The sequence below is a fragment of the Psychroflexus salis genome (assembly GCF_014640175.1).
Taxonomy (GTDB): domain Bacteria; phylum Bacteroidota; class Bacteroidia; order Flavobacteriales; family Flavobacteriaceae; genus Psychroflexus; species Psychroflexus salis.
In genome coordinates this window covers 23,260-45,689 of the sequence record NZ_BMGL01000011.1, presented here as the reverse complement: position 1 = coordinate 45,689, position 22,430 = coordinate 23,260, and the positions used below count along the sequence as shown (strand labels likewise).

Here is a 22,430-nt window from a genome sequence, read left to right as displayed (position 1 = left end):
AAATTTCTTATTTAAACAAAAAACCCTGCAAATGCAGGGTTTTTTGTTTTTTTATACACTAATCATCTAAAGCATAGATTAATTTTCTTCTTTTGTAGTGGCTTCTTCTTCATTTAGATTACTTCCTACAATTAATTTAGCTTCATTAGCTTCATCTATATTTCTTTTTTCTGCTGCTTTCAAATCATCACCTAAAATTTTAGACCAAGGTCTTAAGTTTTCTACATTTTCAAAAATTATTTTCAAGATAGCAACAAATAAAATCGACAAAAACATACCCGAAATTCCCCAGAGTGCGCCACCAAAAAACACGATTACAATAGCAACAAATGCGTTAATAGAAACTTGAGATGAGACTACTTTAGGCACTACAAAATAATTATCGAACAACTGTATACCCGTGTAAGCAGCTGCAATTATTACAGGCGTTGTTAAATCGTCTCCTCCAGTTAACATGTACATTACTATGGGTAAAGAAACACCAATAATGCCACCGATATAGGGAATTAAATTTAGTATAGCACAAATAATACCAAGTAAAACAGCATACTCTAAGCCTATAATTAAATATGCAGTTGAGTTCAATACTGCAATAACGAGCATTTCGAGCATTAAGCCTACCACATAACCTTGAATTGCAGATTTCGAACTTTCTAAAATAGAATGCACTTTATCCTGTTGTTTATCATCAAATACTTCATAAAAGAAATTAACGAACAGTGGTTTGTAAAGTAAAAACATAAAAATATAGATAAACACCAGTAATATGTTGGTGAGTAAAGTCAAAATTGAATCTAAAAACGTTCCGATATAATCTTTAGATTTATCAACTAAATTGTTAAGCGCATCAGATTGCGCCTGTTTATCAAAGCCGAGCGAATCGGTTACCCATAATTGCAAATTATCCTTTATTTCGGTACCACGTATTTTAAATTGATCGCCATATTCAGCAAAACTAGCTACTTGGGTATAAATAAATGAGAGCAAGCCAATCACTATTCCTAAAGCCAATAACAAACTAAGAAAAATAGCAATAATCTTGGGAATTTTCCACCTTCTTAAACGATTAACAACAGGATTTAGTAAAATAGCAAACATAAGTCCGAAACTTATGGGAATTAAAACATTGCTTAACAAGTTAAGTACATAAAAAAATAAGCAAATTCCAATTAAAACAAAGGTGGCTCGCATGTAAAAGGGTTGCGAAATAATCTTGGTAAAATTATAGTTGGTTGATTTGTTCATAAACAGGATTTTAAACAAAAGTAATCAAATAATTTTGCTGCAAAGCTTAAGAGAAATTAAGGTAATAATACCATTTTGATTATATATTGTAGATATGTAATGCTCAGATGTTTAATATCGACCTACCAGGCTGCTGCTGGCAGGTTTTTTAAGGAGCATTTGCTGCATTAAATAACATTCGGTACAAGCTTCTAAACAACACTATATGTGTTTATGAGAATTTAAAGCCTTATTCCTAGTCTAGTGTGATTTTAAGTCACTAAACATCAACGATGTTCCGGTGTTTTTTCTTGAAATGAGACTTTACGAGTAATGATTTCACTTCCAAAATACAAAAAAAATAAACTTATCAATAAACAAGGAATTAATCCTGTTTTAAATCCTATAGGAAGTCCAAGTTCAACCACAGCTAATGTCAAATATATTCCATAGCCTAATCCAAATTTAAGCATGCGCTCATTTCTGTTCATTGTATGGGTAAAAATGACAATGAATAAGGGAATTAAAATACTCACAATAACACCACCAAACAAACTATTGGTATTTGCTTTGGAGTCCAAGGTTAAAAATCCAATAATGCCCATCAAGATTAAATTGAAAACAACAAGAAAAATTACCTGAATAATTTGAGCGATTACACTTTGGTTTTTAGTTGAATTTTCTTCAACAAGAAAAGCTTCTAAATCAATTTCTAAAACTTCACAAATTAGGCTAAGTGTTTTTCCTCTAGGTTCGTTCTTTGAAATCTCAATACGCTGAATAGTTCTCAAGTTTAATGAAGATTTTTCAGCAAGCTCTTCTTGTGTCATCCCTTTTGCTTTTCGGATTCCTCGAATTTTTTTACCTATCTCGTTCATGTGTCTTCATTTACGCTGGATTAAATGTATAAATTTTGAAGATTATTTCTAGCGCTATTATTCGGATTTATACACGACATTTACTTTGTCATTAAAATGTCGTCAAACTAAAATTCAAATTTTAAGATTATTTAAGTAAGTAAAGCTTAGAATAAAACGCTTCAAATTTTATTCAACCCACACAACATAATAAAAACAACTTAAGCATTAGTGAACATTAGTGTGATTCGTAGCTAAATACATTTATGTTTTGTTAATCTCCCAATAAACTCTCATTAAACAATTTTAAAATGCGCTTGTACTCGTCTATCCAACTGCTTGGCTGGGTAAAACCGTGATCTTCGATGGGATAAACCGCCATTTCCCAGTTGTCTTTTTGCAATTCGATAAGGCGTTGCGACAAGCGAACTACGTCTTGAAAATGTACGTTGGTGTCAATCATTCCATGAGCAATGAGCAAATCGCCTTGCAAACCTTCTGCAAAATAAATCGGGCTGGATTTTTGGTAAGCTTTTGGGTCGGTAGTAGGTTCGTTTAAAATATTACTGGTGTAGCCATGGTTGTAATGCGCCCAATCGGTTACCGAACGCAAGGCTGCGCCAGCTGCAAAAGTTTCCGCTTCGTTAAACATGGCCATTAACGTAATAAATCCTCCATAACTTCCACCATAAATGCCTACTTTTTCGGGATTAATTCCGTGTTCTTCAACTAAAAAATCTACGGCATCTACTTGGTCGCTTAAATCTTTTCCACCCATGTGGCGGTAAATTCCAGTTCGCCATTCGGCTCCATAACCTGCGCTGCCACGGTAGTCTACATCAATTACCGTATAACCTAAATCGCTTAACAAATTATGAAACATGTATTCTCGAAAATAACTAGACCACCACCGATGCGCATTTTGCAAATAGCCTGCGCCATGCACAAAAACTACAGCTGCGTTGTTTTTTACTTCTGCTGTAGGCTGATATAATCGAGCTTGTACTTCTGCCCCATCTGCAGCTTCAAAAGTGATAAATTCTGGTGTTTTCCAATTGTAGGCTGTAAATTCCATTGAAACTCCATTGGTAATTTGCACGGGGTTTGCTTTGGCAGAATTCTTCTTCAAATACAACTCCCAAGGTTGGTTGGCGGTAGAATGTAAAATTGCCAATTGCTTTTCGTCGGGTGAAAGTGAAACCAAATTACTTCCGTTAAACGAAGTAATTTGCTGCTTTTTGCTGCCATCCAATTTCATGGAATAAAAATGACGCTCACCAGAATTTACTTCTGAAGATGTGAAATACCACTGTTTTCCATTTTTTGAAAGAATAGGATTAAAAACTTCAAATTTACCAGAAGTCAATGCCTTTTTAGTCTCAGTTTTTAAGTTGAAGCTATACAAATGTGAGTAACCCGTTTCTTCCGATTGAAAATAAATTTTATCTGTATTCGGAATAAAATCCCAAGTAGCATAATTGGCATAAGCATTAATTCCTGGGCCACCAATCCAAGCTTCGTTGTGTTGATGATCAAGCACTTCAAGGCTTTTATCTTCAGAATTGATGCTGCAAATCCAACGGTGTTTATTGTCGTTCGATCGAACATCTACCACCGCAAAATTTCCATTATCAGAAAATTTAACTTCCGAAAATTGTAAGGTTCGTTCCCAATTACTCCAATCTTTTTCTGGATAATCATTCGTGAATTCTGGTAGTTTTTTTAAATCGGGTAAGTTGGTAGCATCGATTTGAAAAACGGTATCTTTTACTAAATCGTATACATACAATTCTTCTGCAGCTGGTTTTTGCCCCACTTTTGGACGCGCTGATAAATCTTCGGTAAAACCCGATTCATCTACATAATTCGGCACTATAGTTGATTTACTTTTGCTGGGTAGGCGAAGTGAAAAGTAAATTTGTTTTAAGTTTGGTGAAAGCTTCAAATACCGAAGCTGTTTGTCTTCTTGGTAAAAAGTGAATTTTTTATCAGCTGGTTTTCTTTGCTTTTTTGTAGCTTCTGAAGCTTCTTTTTTAGCTTTTACTTCGGCTAATAATTGAAGGTTTTCTGCTTCAACCCAGGTTTCTTCTTTATTCTTATTTTTATTTGAATCTGATGGAGCACTTCCTTTATTAAAGTTGGTCAATTTTTCTAACTTCATATTTTTCAAATCCAATAAAAAAAGATTTCCGTTGTTTTCAAAAGCAATGTTTTGATCGGAAATAAATTTAGCATTTCGAATAGCTGAATCTAATTCTAAAATGGTTTCAGTTTCATTTTTAGTAATATCATAGATTTTTAATTGATGAGCATCGGTAATTAACTTCTGTTTTTTATTTTTTGAATAGGAAGCATATTGTGAATGGGTTTCTACTTTTTCATGCCTAGCGATTTTATGAAGCTGATTGAAATTCTTTCCACTTAATACAAAAATAGAATCGTCTTCAGGTCGACTATTTCGATCTTGAAAATAGATTTTTTCCCCTTGCTCACTCCATTGTACATTTTCTGGAGAAACACCCATCCAACTTGGGTGTTGCATTATTTTCTCGATGTTTAATGTAGACGTTTGCGAAAAAGAAACTGTGCTTATCAATAAAAAAATGAAAGCGGTTAAAGTGTATTTATATTTCATATGTTTAAATTTATGGTTATAAGTTGATTTAGAAAACACGACTTTTTTTTGCCACTAATGCACGCATGTTCACAATAAATATTCACATCAATTGGTGTATGCGTGGCTTCATTTTAAACTAAATATTTTTTATCGCCACAGATACACAAATGTACACGAATAAGGCTTTGTGAAGATTCTTGTATTCAGGACTAATCACTAATATACTATTCTTTTATATTCTAGTTTACCTCTTCCAAAATTTACTAAAAGACCTAGTTTATTTCCTGATACTTTTAGGTAATTAATGGTTTGTGCTATATGTTCATCTGCAATTCCAGTGGCACATTTTATTTCAAGAATGATTTTATCAAACACCACAAAGTCAGCATAAAATTTATGGGGAAGTAGAATGTTTCTAAAATATACTTCGTAGGGCTTTTCTCTTTCAAAAAAAATATCATCTTGTTTAAATACTAACTCTAAGGCATCCTTGTAAACAATTTCCAAAAATCCATGACCTAATTCGTTATGCACTTCCATGCACCTACCAATTATTTTATAACTTTCTTCTTTATAGATAAATTCTCTACTCATTTTAATATCTTAAATGCCACGAACCAACTTACATTAGGCAAGTTCACGAATATACACTAAATAATATTCGTGTATTAGTGCATTAGTGGCTTTATTACTGTTCTAAAGCTTTCAAATCTGCTTTAGAAAGCGGCACAACTTCAGCCTCTACTAATCGATATAATAAATGTTGCCAATTGTTGTGTTGACTAATAATTTTTTTCATATCCCGAATGCCTTTATCTTTTTTGGAAGATTGCATCATAGCCAGAGCTTTCCAGAATTGAATTTCGATATTTTCAGGTTGAAGTTTTTCGGCTTCAACGTATAATTGAAGTGCTTTTGAGAAATTCTTTTTTTCTAAAGCCACATCAGCTTCATTCATAAATTCGTACGCACGATGCACAATCAACAAACGTTCCAATTCAGCTAAAGGATAGGCTGCATCATCAACGCGTAAATCTATTTTTTTAACATTAGGATTGGTGTTTTCATCAATTTTTCCATCGACAACTACCAAAGCAGCCGACTGCATTCCGCGAATATCTCCACCAGCATCTTGAGCTGCCTTTAAACTAGCTAAAACACGTTCAGCTAAAGGTAATTTTGCATTTCTTTGGTACGCTTCAACCATGCTGGGAACTACCCGATTGTTGGCCATCATGTTGGCTTGTACCGAAAAGTTTTTTCCTTCGTAATGCGAAGCTTCCACTATACATTGTTCGCCTGTATAAGCAAAAACTTCTCCGCTAGTATTCATTATAGCAACTTGCCGATATGCTGCACCTTCATCTTTATTAAAAACTTCGGTAAAAGCTTCTTTAGGATGCACACCTTCTTCTAAATATTGAAGCCCGTAAATTCCATAATCTATATTCACAAAAGATTGACTCACAATAGCGCCAACTCCAGCTTTTACCCAAGGTACCACTTTGCCTACAGCAAACCAATGACTTTGGACGCCAACGGCTAATTCCCCAGTCTTTTCGTCGTAAGCTACAATGGAATAAGTGTGTGCAAAATCATCTTGTAAAGGAATCTTTTGTGCAACTGAATTTTGAAGAAATAATACTGAAAACAGGAGTATACAGAGATTTTTTTTCATTGATTTTTTTTGAATTGAAAAATAAATGTGGATGTTTTAAAACTTATAATTGCATTTCTGGAACGTCGTTTGGGACCAACATTTCGCCTTCGGTAGCATTTTTAATTTCTTCTACACTTACGCCAGGTGCTCGTTCTAGTAATTTGAATTTTCCGTTAGCTACTTCTAAAACCGCTAAATTAGTTACAATTTTGGTTACACATTTTACTCCAGTAAGCGGAAGCGAACAGGATTTGAGTAACTTTGAAGCGCCTGCTTTATTGGTATGCATCATCGCTACAATAATGTGTTCTGCAGAACCAACTAAATCCATCGCACCACCCATGCCTTTTACCATTTTACCGGGGATTTTCCAATTGGCAATGTCGCCATCTTGCGAAACTTCCATTGCACCAAGAATGGTTAAATCTACATGTTGACCACGAATCATCCCAAAACTCATAGCCGAATCGAAAAAACTGGCTCCAGGACGAGCCGTGATAGTTTGCTTTCCCGCATTAATTAAATCGGGATCAACTTCATTTTCTAATGGAAATGGTCCCATGCCTAAAATTCCATTTTCGCTTTGAAATTCTACCTCTATATCGTCTCTAACAAAGTTGGCTACGAGAGTTGGAATTCCTATTCCTAAGTTTACGTAGTATCCATCTTTTACTTCTTTGGCTATGCGTTGTGCTATTCCGTTTTTGTCTAACATGTTTTATAATTTGAAAATTATCTAATTTGATAATTATGTTTTTTTCTCTTTTTTGGTTGTGGATTGTTTTGATGGGTTTGTTTGTGGGTATTTTCTCGTTGTAGAGATGTTTTAATAAAACATCTCTACAACATTGTCACCTCATAAAACCCAACAAAAACGTTTTCATCATTTCCTCACCGTTCGTTGCTCAATGCGTTTTTCATAATTTTTCCCTTGGTAAATGCGTTGCACAAAAATTCCTGGGATGTGTACAAAATTAGGATCCAATTCGCCTGGTTTTACTAATTCTTCTACTTCAACCACAGTTATTTTTGCCGCACCACACATATTGGGATTAAAATTCCGAGCTGTTCCTTTAAAGATTAAGTTCCCAGCTTCGTCTCCTTTCCAAGCTTTTACAAAGGCAAAGTCTGCTTTAAACGCATGTTCCATAATGTGTGGTTTGCCATTAAATTCACGTACTTCTTTTCCTTCAGCAACTTCAGTTCCGTAGCCAGCTGGAGTATAAAAAGCAGGAATTCCATTTTGAGCTGCTCGGCAACGCTCAGCTAAAGTTCCTTGCGGAATTAAATCTACTTCCAGTTCTCCACTAAGCATTTGGCGTTCAAATTCGGCATTTTCTCCTACGTAGGAAGAAATCATTTTTTTAATTTGTTTTTTTTGAAGCAATAAACCAAGGCCAAAATCATCTACCCCAGCATTATTGGAAATACAAGTAACATTTTTCACGTTTCTACGCACCAATTCTGCTATGCTATTTTCTGCAATTCCGCTTAACCCAAAGCCTCCCAGCATAAAAGTCATATCGTCTTCTACGCCTTCTAAAGCTTCAGTTGCGTTTGCTACTACTTTTTTAATCATTCTTAAAAATTTTAGTGAAAAATACTGATTTTTTGAGTGTTTGACAAAAAAGTTATACAAAAATAAATATATTAAAAAAGTATTTAAAGTATTTTATTTTTCTGTACACTAATAAGTTTGTAAACTTATAAACTACTCGATTTCCTTTTATGGCCGATTCTTGTTAGGCTTCATTAGGTAATCTGCGATTTAGCCATTTACAGGAGACTAAAGCATGTTCGTAAGCAATATGGAGTAACTGATGATTTTCTTCACCTTAAATAGCAGGATTTGGGCCTTGTCATTGTCTGTAATATGAGTCCTTTTTTGTTTTTTTATAACTTGAAACCTATCTTTTTTATTGGCTAAATTTAGTTCTATAAAATCAGGCATTCTCTCGGTAATTTGTTCAATTCGGTTTAAAGTTTCTTTAGATGAGTTGGATAAATCATCAATTATTAAAACTTTAAAACCAGCATTTATCAGTTCGATTGCAGTGTGCGAACCAATGTACCCGGAACCACCAGTTACTATTACTTTAGCTTTCATATAGAATATATTTTAAAACACAATAGTAGAATTATTTAACCAGGAAACCAACTAGTACCTACCAGTTTGTTTTATTGAAATATTATTTTATATTTGCTTTATGAATTTGATACATGTAAATCAAAAATCGAATTTACCAAAATATCGGCAAATTATTAAATCTCTTGAATATGCTCTTTTAAACGGACATTTAAAAAAGGGCGATAAACTTCCTTCGTTAAACAAAATTAAAACACAGCATTCGGTTTCGAGAGACACAGTGCTAATGGCTTTTAATGAATTAAAGAATCGTGGAATAATCAATTCTATTGTTGGAAAAGGCTATTTTGTAAGCAGCGAAGATGTAGCTATCACTCAAAAGGTCTTTGTTTTATTTGATGAGCTCAACGCTTTTAAAGAAGATTTGTACAATGCTTTGCTAGATGGTTTAGGAAAAAATGTGCAAGTAGATGTATACTTTCATCATTTCAACAAAAAATTTTTTGATCAAATTATTTACGAAAACATTGGAGATTATTCGTTTTACGTAATAATGCCTGCCAATCTTCTTAACACACAACAAAGCATAAGTCAATTACAAACTGAAAAAGTTTTTATTTTGGATCAAATTCATGAAGAGCATCAAAAATATCCTGCAGTTTTTCAGAATTTTGAAAATGATGTATTTGAAGGGCTTCAACAAATAGAAAAACACATTCAAAAATACGAGCAATTCAATTTGCTTTTTAATGAAGCTAAACAGCCTAAAGGAATTTTAACTGGATTTGAAAAATTTTGTGAAACCTATCAAATTCCATTTCATATTCACACAGAAAATATGGAAATAAGCATTCAAAAAAATCAAGCCTATTTGGTTTTAGAAGATAAAAGTTTGATTAAGATTATAAAACAAATGAAAACCAAAGGATTTGAATTTGTAAAAGATATCGGATTGGTTTCTTATAACGATTCCTTATTAAAAGAAGTTTTAGAAGGCGGAATAACCACCATTTCAACCGATTTTAAATTTATGGGAAAACAATTGGCAGAATTGATTACTAATCAACAAAAAAAACAAATTGCTAACCCGAGTAAATTGAGTTTACGAAAATCGATTTAACATGAAAATTGAAAAGTATACTGCAAAAGATAAAGCTTTAAAACAAATAAACTTACAAAGCCCTGATGGAAATTTGATAGCTGATTTTTCGCTTTTGGAAGGTGGAAGACTTCAACAATTAAGTTATAAAAATCAACTTATTATTGCAGATTTAGAACACAAAACCTACGCAGAAAGTTTTGCTTCTTCTATTTTGTTTCCATTTGCTAACCGTATTCAACATGGAAATTATTCACACAACGGAAAAAATTATCAATTAGATTGCAACGAGAATGGCGCTCAAAACGCAATACATGGTTTGGTATATAATAAGGAATTTAAGCTTGTAAATCAGTACCAAAACCAAAAGGAGTCTATACTAATTTTAAATTTTGAAGATGTTAACCCGCCAAATGGTTTTCCTTTTCCTTATAGTATACAATTAACTTACACTTTACAAAATACTGCACTATATGTGGCTGTTCAAATAGTTAATAAAGGAACTGAAAGTTTTCCTTTTACCATAGGTTGGCATCCTTATTTTGTAAGTCAAAACATGGCGAAAACTCTTTTAGAATTTGATAGCTTAAAGAAAATACTTTTTAATCAAGAACAAATTACGATTGGATTAGCACATAGTTTTGCTCCCAAACCCTTTCCTTTGAATACTCCTTATATTGACGATTGTTTTGTTTTGTATAACCCGAACATAAAACTACAAACCGAAAATTATAAGCTAAATGTAAATGGTGGCAGCGATACAAAGTATTTACAATTGTATGCTCCAACAAACGAAAATAGAATTGCGATTGAACCTATGACTGGAATATCAGACAGTTTTAATCATAAAAAAGGTTTAAAAACCTTAGTAGAAAATCAAGCTTACACAGAAACATGGAAAATAAAATTTAATAACTAACCTAAAAATAAAAGCACGTATGTCAACCAACTTTGAATTAATAGATTATTTGATTTTTATAGGCTACGCCGTTTTAATTTTGGGAATTGGCTTGTGGGTATCGAGAGATAAGAAAGGGCAACAAAAAACAGCAGAAGATTATTTTTTAGCGAGTAAATCCTTGCCATGGTGGGCCATTGGCGCTTCGCTAATTGCGGCTAATATTTCGGCTGAGCAGTTTATCGGAATGTCTGGATCAGGTTTTGCTTCGGGTTTAGCCATTGCATCTTACGAATGGATGGCGGCTATTACCTTAATTATTGTAGGAAAATACTTCTTACCTATTTTTATTAAAAAGGGGATTTACACCATTCCAGGTTTTGTTGAAAGTCGATATTCTACTAACCTTAAAACCATTTTGGCTATATTTTGGATTGCACTGTATGTGTTTGTCAACTTAGCTTCAGTATTGTATTTAGGTGCTCTCGCTTTAGAAACTATTATTGGTGTTCCATTAATTTATGGCGTTATTGGTTTAGCGCTTTTTGCTGCAGCTTATTCGTTATACGGTGGTTTATCGGCAGTAGCTTGGACCGATGTAATACAAGTAGTATTTTTAATTTTAGGCGGAGTAGTAACCACCTACTTAGCACTAAATACCGTCTCGGGTGGAGAAGGAATTATTTCAGGTTTTAAGACTATATATAACGAAGTACCAGACCGATTCGAAATGATTTTAGATAAATCGAATCCAGAATACAAAAACTTACCAGGAATTGGTGTTTTAGTTGGCGGAATGTGGGTAGCTAATTTGTATTACTGGGGCTTTAATCAGTACATTATTCAACGAACTTTAGCTGCCAAATCTTTAAAAGAATCGCAAAAAGGAATTTTATTTGCCGCATTTTTAAAGCTAATTATTCCAGTAATTGTGGTCATTCCGGGTATTGCTGCTTATGTAATTGTAAACGATCCTGAGTTGTTAGCAAGTTTAGGCGATATTGGACAAAAAAATCTTCCTTCGGTGGGTCAAGCTGATAAAGCTTATCCTTGGTTGCTTCAACTTTTACCTGTTGGCATGAAAGGTTTAGCTTTTGCTGCACTTTCGGCTGCTATTGTTTCTTCTTTAGCTTCCATGCTTAATTCTACTTCTACCATTTTTACCATGGATATTTATAAACCGTATATCAATAAAAATGCAAACGATAAAACTACCGTTAATGTTGGTCGTTTATCGGCTGGGGTTGCCTTAATCATCGGTTGTATTGTGGCACCACTTTTAGGCGGAATTGATCAAGCTTTTCAATTTATTCAAGAATATACAGGTGTAGTCAGTCCAGGAATTTTAGCTGTTTTTTTATTAGGATTATTTTGGAAAAAAACCACCAACAAAGGAGCTATTGTAGGTGTTTTAAGTTCCATACCCATCGCGATGTATTTTAAAGTTGCTCCAAAAGAATGGTCTACAAATCCATTTTTTGTAAACGTACCATTTTTAGACCAAATGGGATACACTCTGCTGTTAACCATGCTTGTTATTGGTGTTTTTAGTTATATCCAGCATCAAGGAAAAGATGATGAAAAAGGAATTTCAATAACTAAAGATTTGTTTAAAACATCACCACTTTTCAACATTGGAGCTTTTGCCATTATGATTATTCTGGTGGTTTTATATGCGCTGTTTTGGTCGTAAATAATGTAATGAACTAGACTCTATTTTATATGAAAAATAAATTAATAAAAAACGTAAAGCAAAAATTTGAAGAATTATTCAGTTCTCCTAAAGTAGTTGTTTTTTCTCCTGGAAGAATTAACTTGATAGGCGAACATACCGATTATAACGATGGCTTCGCTTTTCCAGCTGCCATTAATAAAGGAATTGCTTTAGCTATAGCTAAAACTGAAAATGAAAAATCTACAGCTTTTGCAATCGATAAGGACGAAAGTTTTTCCTTTTACTTAACAGATGTAGCTCCGCTGAATAAAGGTGGCTGGCAAAATTACATTTTAGGTGTGATTGGCGAGCTTCAAAAGAAAGGAATTGAATTAGGAAATTTTAATCTTGTTTTTTCGGGAAATATTCCTGGTGGAGCTGGCATGTCTTCTTCTGCAGCCTTGGAAAACAGTGTAGTTTTTGCCTTAAATGAATTGTTTCAATTAGGTTTGAGCAAAAATGAAATGATTTTAATTTCCCAAAAAGCAGAACACAATTATGCTGGGGTTCACTGCGGAATTATGGATCAATATGCCAGCATGTTTGGTGAAAAGAAAAGTGCGCTATTAATGGATTGTCACAGCATTTCTTCAGAAGCTTTTCAAATTAATTTTAAAAACTACAAACTCGTTTTAATCAATACCAATGTAAAACATGATTTATCTGAAAGTGCTTATAATAATCGAAGAGCAGTTTGCGAACGGGTTTCAAAATTATTGAAAGTAAAAGCACTTCGCGATGCGACTATTCAAGATTTAAACCGAATAAAAAGTCAGTTAAAAGAAGAAGATTACCAAAAGGCTTTATACGTAATTCAAGAAAATATTCGAGTCCGTGCTTTTATGAAGGCTATAGAAAATCAGGATTTAAAAACCGTTGGAGAATTGTTGTATCAATCGCACGAAGGTTTAAGCCAACAATACCAAGTAAGTTGTGCCGAATTAGATTTCTTGGTCGAATTTGCTAAAAAATCTGATGCTGTAATCGGAGCCCGAATGATGGGTGGTGGTTTTGGGGGTTGCACTTTAAATTTAGTGCATAAAAAAGAACTAAAAAGCTTCAAAAAAGAAGTAAGCCATGCTTTTAAAAATGAATTTCAAAAAGACTGTTCCATTTATAAAGTAAAACTTTCGAAAGGAACACATGTAGTAGATTAAAACACGGTATGATGAATACAGACTTACAAGATTTTTCGCATAAACGATACAATATTTTAACGGGTGAATGGGTTTTGGTTTCACCACATCGCACCAAACGACCCTGGCAAGGCAAACAAGAAGATGTAGCTAACGAAGCTCGTCCAGCACACGATCCTGATTGTTATTTATGTGCAGGAAATAAACGAATTAACGGTGAGCAAAATCCAAATTATAAAGATGTTTTTATCTTCACTAACGATTTTGCAGCATTGCAGGTAAATACTAAACAATTCAGCTTAAACGAAGGCTTACTAAAGGCTGAAAGTGAAAGCGGAATTTGTAAGGTAATTTGTTTTAGTCCCGACCATTCTAAAAGCTTGCCCGATATGGATGTTAAAGACATTGTTAAAGTGGTTGAAGCTTGGCAGAATGAATACCAAACTTTAGGGGCTAAAAAGGAAATTAATCACGTACAAATTTTTGAAAACAAAGGAGCGATAATGGGTTGTAGCAATCCGCATCCACATGGGCAAATTTGGAGTCAGTCTTCCATACCGAATGAAGTTTTGAAGAAACACAAAAGCCAAAAAAAGCATTGGGATGCCCATAAATCAAGTCTTTTAGGTAATTATTTAGTACAAGAGCTTCAACTGAACGAACGTATAATTTATCAAAATGAACATTTTGTTGTACTTACTCCTTTTTGGGCTGTTTGGCCATTTGAAGTAATGATTGCTCCAAAACAGCATCAGAAAAATATTTTAGAAATGAATATGGAAGAAGTTACCGCTTACGCAGAAGCCATTTCGGTGCTTACTAATGCTTACGATCGATTATTTAATTGCTCGTTTCCGTATTCAGCAGGAATTCATCAAGCTCCAACTAATGGTGAAGCAAACAAACATTGGCATTGGCACATGAGTTTTTATCCACCGCTATTACGCAGCGCAACCATAAAGAAATTTATGGTAGGCTACGAAATGTTCGGAACCCCACAACGCGATATTACAGCTGAACAAGCGGTTGACCGATTAAAAAGCTTAATTAAATAAAAATTATACAATAAATAAAGTATTTTAAACTATCTAAGATTCTTCAAAAAGACAATTCAATCTATTTTTTAAACGCGATAAGCATTTCATTATGATTATCGCTTTTTTTTTATTGTTTAACTTTGTTCAAAATTAAAGCTAAAGTTACAGGAATTATAAACATTCATATAGCCATTATGTTAGAAGCTATTCCACCCGAAATCCAACTCATTTTAGTTATTATTTTAATAGCTGTCTTATTTGTGCTTATACTTTTAAACAACAAGCATAACCGTAAAAAAAGATACGAACGCGAACAACGAAATTTCAGAAAAAACATTCATCAAAAAAGAAGAAACAAAAACAAGTAATGTATGAAGATTTATACTAAAACAGGAGATAAAGGCACAACTGCACTTTTTGGTGGTACACGTGTACCAAAATCGCATTTACGCATCGAAGCTTATGGAACCGTAGACGAGCTGAACTCGCACATTGGTTTAGTAAAAGACACCTATGCAAACAAAAGTGCCAACCAATTGCTAAATCATATTCAAGACCGCTTATTTACCATTGGCGCTATCTTAGCAACAGACCCAGAAAAAGCGAAACTTAAAAATGGGAAAGATCGATTAAATATTCCTAAAATAAATCAGCAAAATATTGAAACTTTAGAAAAAGCCATAGATCAAATGAATGATGAGCTACCACCCATGACACATTTTATTTTACCTGGTGGTCATCCAACAGTTTCACATTGCCATATTGCACGTTGCGTGTGTAGAAGAGCCGAACGTTTAGCAACTGCTCTTTATAATTTTGAAACTTTCGATGAAGATGTTTTGCGATATTTAAATCGACTTTCGGACTATTTGTTTGTACTCGCAAGAAAAATTAGCAAAGATGTAAATGCCGAAGAAGTAAAATGGATACCCAATAAAGAAGAATAAAAGGCAGGCTACACAGTTAAGTATACTGATAACTAGACAACTAACTAGCCTTTCCCTAAATAAACAAAAAAAAACTTGACAATTAGCGCAAAAAAATTACATTTGCAAAAATTATAATTTACGTAAGATGTACTGGACATTAGAATTAGCTTCGTATTTAAGTGATGCTCCTTGGCCAGCTACCAAAGACGAGTTGATAGATTACGCAATTCGAACTGGAGCGCCCTTAGAAGTAGTAGAAAATCTTCAGTCTATTGAAGATGAAGAAGATACCTACGATTCAATGGATGAAATTTGGCCTGATTACCCAACAGACGAAGATTACCTCTGGAACGAAGACGAATATTAAGAAAATTTCAACATACAAAACGAAAAAGTCTCATAAGAGACTTTTTTTTTTCATTACCTTTGATGTACTAAATTTTAGTTCAGGTAAAGTATAAAATTAAATATCCACTATGGGATTATTAGATTCTGTTTTAAAAGTATTTGTTGGTGACAAATCCAAAAAAGATGTAGAAGCCTTAAAGCCAATCATCAAGAAAATAAAAACATTCGAAAATGAATTTGAAACGTATAGCTTAGATCAATTAAGAGCTAATACCATACAATTCAAACAAAAAATTGCCGATGCAACTTCGGAGTTTACCAAAAAAGTAGACGAACTTTCTGAAAAAGCTGAAAATGTAGAAGATATTGTTGAGAAAGAAGATATCTACTCAGAAATTGATGCCTTAGAAGAACAAATTTATGAAGCTTCAGAAAAAGTACTCGAAGAAATATTACCAGAAGCTTTTGCAACTGTAAAAGAAACGGCTAAGCGATTTTTCCACAATACCGAACTCGAAGTCGAAGCTTCTGAATTTGACAGACAACTTTCTGCATCAAAAGAATACATAAAACTTAAAGACGATAAAGCCATCTGGAGTAATTCATGGAACGCTGCTGGCAAAGAGGTAACTTGGGATATGATTCATTACGATGTACAATTAATCGGTGGTTTAGCTTTACACCAAGGTAAAATTGCAGAAATGCAAACTGGTGAAGGTAAAACCTTAGTGGCTACGCTTCCAGTTTACCTAAATGCTTTAACCGAAAAAGGCGTGCATTTAGTTACTGTAAACGATTATTTGGCAAAACGAGATAGCCTTTGGATGGCACCATTATTCGAGTTTCATGGCATGCGTGTAGATTGTGTTGATTATTACAAACCCAACTCGCAAGAACGCCGTGACGCCTACAATGCAGATATTACTTATGGCACAAACAACGAATTTGGTTTCGATTATTTGCGCGATAACATGAGCCACTCACCCAAAGATTTGGTGCAACGTAAACCCAATTATGCTATTGTAGATGAAGTTGATTCTGTTTTAATTGACGATGCAAGAACACCCTTGATTATTTCAGGCCCAGTACCTAAAGGTGATGTACACGAGTTTGAAGTCTTAAAACCACAAATCCAAAAAATAGTTGAAGCCCAACGTGCTTATTTAACTGGCGTACTTGCTGAAGCAAAAAAACTAATTAAAAATGGCGACACCAAAGATGGTGGCTTTCAATTATTAAGAGTTTTCCGTGGTTTACCTAAAAATAAAGCTTTAATTAAATTTTTAAGTGAAGAAGGTGTAAAACAATTGCTTCAAAAAACAGAGAATTTCTACATGCAAGACAACAATCGCGAAATGCATAAGGTAGATGAAACTTTGTATTTTGTAATTGAAGAAAAAAGCAATCAAATTGATTTAACAGACAAAGGAGTTGAGTTTCTTTCTGGAAAAGAGGACCAAGACTTTTTTGTCTTACCCGAAATTGGTGTAGAAATTGCAAAAATTGAAAACGACAATCTTCCTAAAGAAGAAGAAATTGCAAAAAAAGAAGAATTATACAGAGACTTTAGTGTAAAAAGTGAACGCATACACACGCTAAGACAACTTTTAAAAGCATACACCCTATTCGAAAAAGATACCGAATATGTGGTCATGGACAATAAAGTAAAAATTGTTGATGAGCAAACTGGTCGTATTATGGATGGGCGTCGTTACAGCGATGGTCTGCATCAAGCCATCGAAGCTAAAGAAAGTGTAAAAATTGAAGATGCAACCCAAACCTTTGCTACAGTAACGCTACAAAATTACTTTAGGATGTACCGTAAACTTGCAGGGATGACAGGAACCGCAGTAACCGAAGCAGGTGAATTTTGGGAAATTTATAAGTTAGACGTGGTAGAAATTCCTACCAATAAACCTATTGCTAGAGACGATAGGCAAGACATGGTTTTTAAAACCAAACGAGAAAAATACAATGCCATTATCGATGAAGTTGTACAGCTTTCGGAAGCTGGTAGACCTGTATTAATCGGTACAACCTCCGTTGAAATATCTGAGTTACTTAGCCGAATGTTGAAAATTAGAAGCATCAATCACAATGTGCTAAACGCGAAATTGCACAAAAAAGAAGCCGATATTGTTGCTGAAGCAGGAAAACCAGGCATCGTAACTATTGCTACAAACATGGCTGGACGTGGTACAGATATTAAACTTTCTGATGAAGTAAAAAAAGCAGGTGGTTTAGCTATAATTGGTACCGAGAGACACGATTCTAGACGAGTTGATCGACAGTTACGTGGTAGAGCTGGTCGTCAAGGAGATCCCGGAAGTTCGCAGTTTTATGTTTCTTTAGAAGATAATTTAATGCGATTGTTTGGTTCAGAACGTATTGCTAAATTAATGGACCGAATGGGCTTAGAAGATGGAGAAGTAATTCAGCACTCCATGATTTCTAAATCTATTGAACGCGCTCAACGTAAAGTAGAAGAAAACAACTTTGGTATTCGTAAACGTTTATTAGAATACGATGATGTAATGAATGCGCAGCGTGAAGTAATTTACAAACGCCGTTACAACGCTTTATTTGGTGAACGCTTACGCATTGATATTGCTAATATGATTTTCGATACAGCAGAATCTATCACCGAAACAAATAAACAAACCAACGATTACGAAAACTTCCAGTTCGAAAGTATTCGTTTCTTCTCCATAGAGCCGCCATTTACTAAAGAAGAGTTTGAAAAAATGCAACCGCAAAAAATTGCAGGTGAATTGTACAAAGCGTCTTACCAAAATTACGCGGAGAAAATGGAACGCAATGCAGAAATTGCATTCCCAGTGATTAAAAATGTATTTGAAGAACACGGCGAACGTTTCGAACGTATTGCTGTACCATTTACCGATGGCTCCAAGACCTTACAAGTAGCTACCAATTTAAAAAATGCCTACGAAAGCCAAGGAAAAGAATTAGTAACCGATTTTGAAAAAAATATTACACTTGCTATTATAGATGAAGCTTGGAAAAATCATCTACGTAAAATGGATGAGTTGAAACAAAGCGTTCAGTTAGCTGTTCACGAACAAAAAGACCCACTACTTATCTATAAATTTGAAGCATTCGAACTTTTTAAAGTAATGTTAGATGAAGTTAATAAAGATGTTATTTCATTTTTATTTAAAGGTGAAATTCCTCAACGCGATTCATCAAATATTCAAGAAGCCAAAAGTCAACGCCCAAAAGAACGAGTGCAAACCCACAAAGATGAAGTTCGAAATTTAGACGAGCAAGCTGCACAAAATAGGGCTGCTGGACAGCAAGCAGGAAGACCTCAACAACAAGTTACTGAAACCATTGTTAGAGAACAGCCTAAAATTGGAAGAAACGATAAAGTAACGATTAAAAACGTAAGCAACGGAGAAGAAAAAACAGTAAAATATAAGCAAGCCATCCCTTTAATTCAGAAAGGAGAATGGGTATTAACCAAGCATGATTAAACAATTAATTAAACCAAAGCATTTTGAAAAAGTTTGAAATAGAATTTAAATGGGCATTATACTGCACCGCCTTCAATATGCTTTGGCTTTCGCTAGAAAAATACTTAGGCTGGCACGATGAGCTTATTCAATTCCATACTTTTTATAGCTTATTAATCATTTTTCCACAGGTGGTATTTTTTTACTTAGCTATACGCGAGAAAAAATACCAATACTACAAAGGCAAGGTTAGCTGGCAACAAGCTTTTTTATCGGGCGGCATTCTCTCTATATTAATTGCGTCCCTTTCTCCTGCAACTATTTATTATATGAATACATTTCTATCGCCAGATTTTATCGATTTAGCAATCGATCGATACCTTATAAGTGGCGGAAAAGAAACTTCAGCTAAAAACTTTCACAGCTTAGAAGCTTACATTAAAAACGCAATTTTATTTAATGTATCTATGGGAATTGTTATTTCTGGAATTGTTGCGCTTTTTCTTCAAAGCAAAAAGGCTGATTAAAATAAACAACAAAGCTCAAGAGTTTTAATTTACAATTGTTAAAAAAAAACTGCAAATCACTTTTTAATTTTTTAAAAGAAATTTTTCCTCTATTTTGTTCAAAATTTGAAACATGTCTTTTAAAAAGTTAGTTGTATTCTGTATCATTTACAGCTTTTCATTCCCATTATTTGCACAAGATTTTACTAATCTTATTCAACAAAAATTAAACGAAGAAGTTGCTAATAATAAATTTAGTCAACAAGATGTTACCGATGTTGAAGTAAATTCTTCGCATTATGCTAAAAGTACCAAAACAAATAACGTTTATATAATTCAACAATTTAGCGGAATTCCTATTTTTAATGCTTTGGGTGTTTTGGCAATAAGAGACGAAAAAGTGCTTCATTTCTCAAACAACTTCGAAAGTAATATTGCAAACCGAATCAATACTTCTTCAACAACAATTAATCCAACTGAAGCCATTGTAAATGCTAGTCAACAACTTGGGTTAGATTCTCCTATTAATTTACAAGTTGTAGATGCCAAAAGTGCCACAGAATTTTTATACAATAAAGCCAATATTTCTTACGACCAAATTCCTGTTAAATTAGTGTATCAAAAAATTAAAGGAGCAAATGAAATTCGTTTAGCTTGGGATCTTTCCATTCATGCAAAAAACCAAAATAATTGGTGGAGTGTTCGGGTAGACGCACAAACTGGCGAAATAATAAGTAAAAACAATTGGAATTTATCTTGCAACTTAAACCACAAGCATAGTAATCAAAATTTAGGCTTAAGTAGTTCAATCGCTCCTCAGAATGAAAGTTTATTTTCTACCCTTCAAAACTATACAATAGCTACCGATGGTGCACAATATAATGTATATCCAATTCCTGTAGAGTCGCCCAATCACGGAGAAAGGAGTTTAATTATAGATCCAGCAGATGCCAACGCATCGCCATTTGGATGGCACGATACCAACGGAGTTGTTGGAGCAGAATTTACTATTACTCGTGGAAATAATGTCTGGGCGCAAGAAGATAGAGCGGGACAAAATACAATTGGACATGCACCCGACGGCGGAAACAATTTAGTGTTCGATTATCCCTTGGCTTTCGATGCTCCTCCAGAAGTTTATGAGGATGCAGCTATTACCAATTTGTTTTATTGGAATAATATTTTACACGATATCCTACATCAGTATGGATTTGATGAGGCTTCAGGAAATTTTCAAGCTACAAATTATACTGGCGAAGGTATTGGAAATGATTTTGTGTATGCCGATGCCCAAGATGGCGCAGGTATAAACAATGCTACTTTTGGAACACCTCCCGATGGAAACAATCCATCCATGACCATGTATTTATGGTCGCCTGTAGGCCCTATAAATCCTCCTTTAACTATTGTAAGCCCAACTAATCTTGCTGATGGAATTAACGGTTTAGAAGCCAACTTTGGCCCACGACTTTCTAGCGATCCTATAACAACAGATTTGGTTTTAGTAAACGACATTAATGAGTTTACTACAGATTATCTGGCTTGTGGTACAATAACAAACACAGCCGAACTAAACAATAAAATTGCTGTAGTGCGTAGAGGCGAATGTACTTTTGTTTCTAAAGTTGAAAAAGCTCAGCAAGCTGGAGCTTTAGCTGTAATTGTGGTAAATAACGTTGGAGGAATGCCTATAAATATGGGAGGAAATTCAAATTTAATTAATATTCCTTCCATCATGGTATCTCAAGCCGATGGGGAAGCACTTATAACAGAATTAGAATCGAACACTACTATTAACGCTACTTTAGCTAATAACGGGCCTTATTTTATCGATGGTGATTTCGATAACGGAATTATTGCTCATGAATATGGACACGGGGTTTCTAACCGATTAACTGGCGGAAGTTTGCAAGCCAATTGTTTATTTAACGAAGAACAAATGGGCGAAGGTTGGAGCGATTTTTTAGGCCTCTTGCTTACTATGAAAGCTACCGATGTTGCTACTCAAGGCCGTGGTTATGGAACCTTCGCAATTTCTCAACCCATTACTGGAAACGGTATTCGCCCTACCCCATATAGTACAAACACTGCAATTAGTCCTTTCACTTTTGACATTACCAACAACCAAAATTTATCTCAACCACACGGTATTGGATACATTTGGGCACAAATGCTTTGGAATATGACCTGGGATTTAATTGATGTATACGGTTTTGACCCTGATCTTTATAATGGCAATGGCGGTAACAACATCGCTTTACAATTGGTTATCGATGGCCTTAAATTACAAAACTGTAGTCCCGGATTTGTCGATGGACGAGATGCTATTTTAATGGCAGATGAATTGGCAAACAATGGAGCTAACCAATGTTTAATTTGGCAAGCATTCGCCAACCGGGGCTTAGGTTGGAGCGCAGACCAAGGCGATGCTGATAATCGTTTTGACCAAGTTGAAGCTTTCGATATGCCACCCACCGATGAACTCGATTGTACTAACTTAAGCAATCAAGGCTTTATTAATGAAGAATTTAAATTGTGGCCAAATCCGGCTAAGCATCAAATCCATTTGGACTTAGGAAATCGTATTTCGGGAGAAGTTGAAATTTCAATATTTAACATCAATGGTAAAAAGCTAGTAAATTACCGAAAAGATGCTTCAAATGCAATTGTATTACCTATTAATGAATTGAATTCTGGAGTTTATCTAATTAAAGTAATTTCAAATGAAGCCACATTCACAAAAAAACTATTGGTAAACTAAATTGAAGCTTTCTATATAATTAAATCTGCTTCATACATTGAAGCAGATTTTTTTTACTGAAAATCTAAACGTATTCAATTTGTAT

The 22,430-nt window shown here is 34.3% G+C and carries 19 protein-coding genes; 11 read left to right on the top strand and 8 right to left on the bottom strand.

Annotation, left to right across the window (positions count from 1 at the left end; translation table 11 throughout):
- Nucleotides 1–78 precede the first annotated feature (78 nt).
- The 8 genes from IEV63_RS10035 to IEV63_RS10000 form a co-directional block, all read right to left on the bottom strand.
- Complete coding sequence (locus tag IEV63_RS10035; RefSeq protein WP_188406680.1) at nt 79–1,245, bottom strand: AI-2E family transporter; 1,167 nt, start codon at nt 1,243–1,245, stop codon at nt 79–81.
- Nucleotides 1,246–1,511: 266 nt separating this feature from the next.
- Complete coding sequence (locus IEV63_RS10030; protein WP_188406679.1) at nt 1,512–2,102, bottom strand: helix-turn-helix domain-containing protein; 591 nt, start codon at nt 2,100–2,102, stop codon at nt 1,512–1,514.
- Between the two features lie 253 nt (nt 2,103–2,355).
- Nucleotides 2,356–4,716: a S9 family peptidase gene (locus IEV63_RS10025; RefSeq protein WP_188406678.1), complete on the bottom strand. Its 2,361-nt coding sequence runs from the start codon at nt 4,714–4,716 to the stop codon at nt 2,356–2,358.
- A 198-nt stretch (nt 4,717–4,914) separates the two neighbouring features.
- Complete coding sequence (locus tag IEV63_RS10020; protein WP_188406677.1) at nt 4,915–5,292, bottom strand: GxxExxY protein; 378 nt, start codon at nt 5,290–5,292, stop codon at nt 4,915–4,917.
- A gap of 94 nt (nt 5,293–5,386) precedes the next feature.
- Nucleotides 5,387–6,376, bottom strand: coding sequence for a DUF1028 domain-containing protein (locus tag IEV63_RS10015; RefSeq protein ID WP_188406676.1), 990 nt, complete (start codon nt 6,374–6,376; stop codon nt 5,387–5,389).
- Between the two features lie 43 nt (nt 6,377–6,419).
- Entirely contained in the window at nt 6,420–7,073 is a 654-nt protein-coding gene (locus IEV63_RS10010; protein ID WP_188406675.1) for a 3-oxoacid CoA-transferase subunit B, read from the bottom strand.
- Between the two features lie 168 nt (nt 7,074–7,241).
- The gene (locus IEV63_RS10005; protein ID WP_188406674.1) at nt 7,242–7,937 is read right to left on the bottom strand and encodes a CoA transferase subunit A; all 696 of its coding nucleotides are present in this window, start codon (nt 7,935–7,937) and stop codon (nt 7,242–7,244) included.
- Between the two features lie 207 nt (nt 7,938–8,144).
- Entirely contained in the window at nt 8,145–8,465 is a 321-nt protein-coding gene (locus IEV63_RS10000; protein ID WP_188406673.1) for an SDR family NAD(P)-dependent oxidoreductase, read from the bottom strand.
- Between the two features lie 100 nt (nt 8,466–8,565).
- Between IEV63_RS10000 and IEV63_RS09995 the strand changes: the two genes are divergently transcribed.
- The 11 genes from IEV63_RS09995 to IEV63_RS09945 all read left to right on the top strand — a co-directional run bounded on the left by IEV63_RS09995 (nt 8,566) and on the right by IEV63_RS09945 (nt 22,345).
- Complete coding sequence (locus IEV63_RS09995; protein WP_188406672.1) at nt 8,566–9,564, top strand: GntR family transcriptional regulator; 999 nt, start codon at nt 8,566–8,568, stop codon at nt 9,562–9,564.
- Between the two features lies 1 nt (nt 9,565).
- On the top strand, nt 9,566–10,462 hold the full coding sequence (locus tag IEV63_RS09990) for an aldose 1-epimerase (RefSeq protein WP_188406671.1): 897 nt from the start codon (nt 9,566–9,568) through the stop codon (nt 10,460–10,462).
- A 19-nt stretch (nt 10,463–10,481) separates the two neighbouring features.
- Nucleotides 10,482–12,134, top strand: a complete 1,653-nt coding sequence (locus IEV63_RS09985; protein WP_188406670.1) for a sodium/sugar symporter — start codon at nt 10,482–10,484, stop codon at nt 12,132–12,134.
- Between the two features lie 29 nt (nt 12,135–12,163).
- Nucleotides 12,164–13,312 (top strand): galactokinase, encoded by a 1,149-nt coding sequence (gene galK, locus IEV63_RS09980; RefSeq protein WP_188406669.1) that lies wholly within the window; start codon nt 12,164–12,166, stop codon nt 13,310–13,312.
- Between the two features lie 11 nt (nt 13,313–13,323).
- Nucleotides 13,324–14,346: a UDP-glucose--hexose-1-phosphate uridylyltransferase gene (locus IEV63_RS09975; protein ID WP_188406668.1), complete on the top strand. Its 1,023-nt coding sequence runs from the start codon at nt 13,324–13,326 to the stop codon at nt 14,344–14,346.
- A 122-nt stretch (nt 14,347–14,468) separates the two neighbouring features.
- Nucleotides 14,469–14,696: a hypothetical protein gene (locus tag IEV63_RS09970; protein ID WP_188406755.1), complete on the top strand. Its 228-nt coding sequence runs from the start codon at nt 14,469–14,471 to the stop codon at nt 14,694–14,696.
- 3 nt (nt 14,697–14,699) lie between these two features.
- Nucleotides 14,700–15,275: a cob(I)yrinic acid a,c-diamide adenosyltransferase gene (locus tag IEV63_RS09965; protein ID WP_188406667.1), complete on the top strand. Its 576-nt coding sequence runs from the start codon at nt 14,700–14,702 to the stop codon at nt 15,273–15,275.
- 127 nt (nt 15,276–15,402) lie between these two features.
- Nucleotides 15,403–15,624, top strand: a complete 222-nt coding sequence (locus IEV63_RS09960) for a DUF2795 domain-containing protein (RefSeq protein WP_188406666.1) — start codon at nt 15,403–15,405, stop codon at nt 15,622–15,624.
- A gap of 109 nt (nt 15,625–15,733) precedes the next feature.
- On the top strand, nt 15,734–19,099 hold the full coding sequence (gene secA / locus IEV63_RS09955) for a preprotein translocase subunit SecA (RefSeq protein ID WP_188406665.1): 3,366 nt from the start codon (nt 15,734–15,736) through the stop codon (nt 19,097–19,099).
- Between the two features lie 23 nt (nt 19,100–19,122).
- Nucleotides 19,123–19,605 (top strand): DUF4199 domain-containing protein, encoded by a 483-nt coding sequence (locus IEV63_RS09950; protein ID WP_188406664.1) that lies wholly within the window; start codon nt 19,123–19,125, stop codon nt 19,603–19,605.
- 112 nt (nt 19,606–19,717) lie between these two features.
- The gene (locus IEV63_RS09945) at nt 19,718–22,345 is read left to right on the top strand and encodes a T9SS-dependent M36 family metallopeptidase (protein WP_188406663.1); all 2,628 of its coding nucleotides are present in this window, start codon (nt 19,718–19,720) and stop codon (nt 22,343–22,345) included.
- The last annotated feature ends 85 nt before the right edge of the window (nt 22,346–22,430 follow it).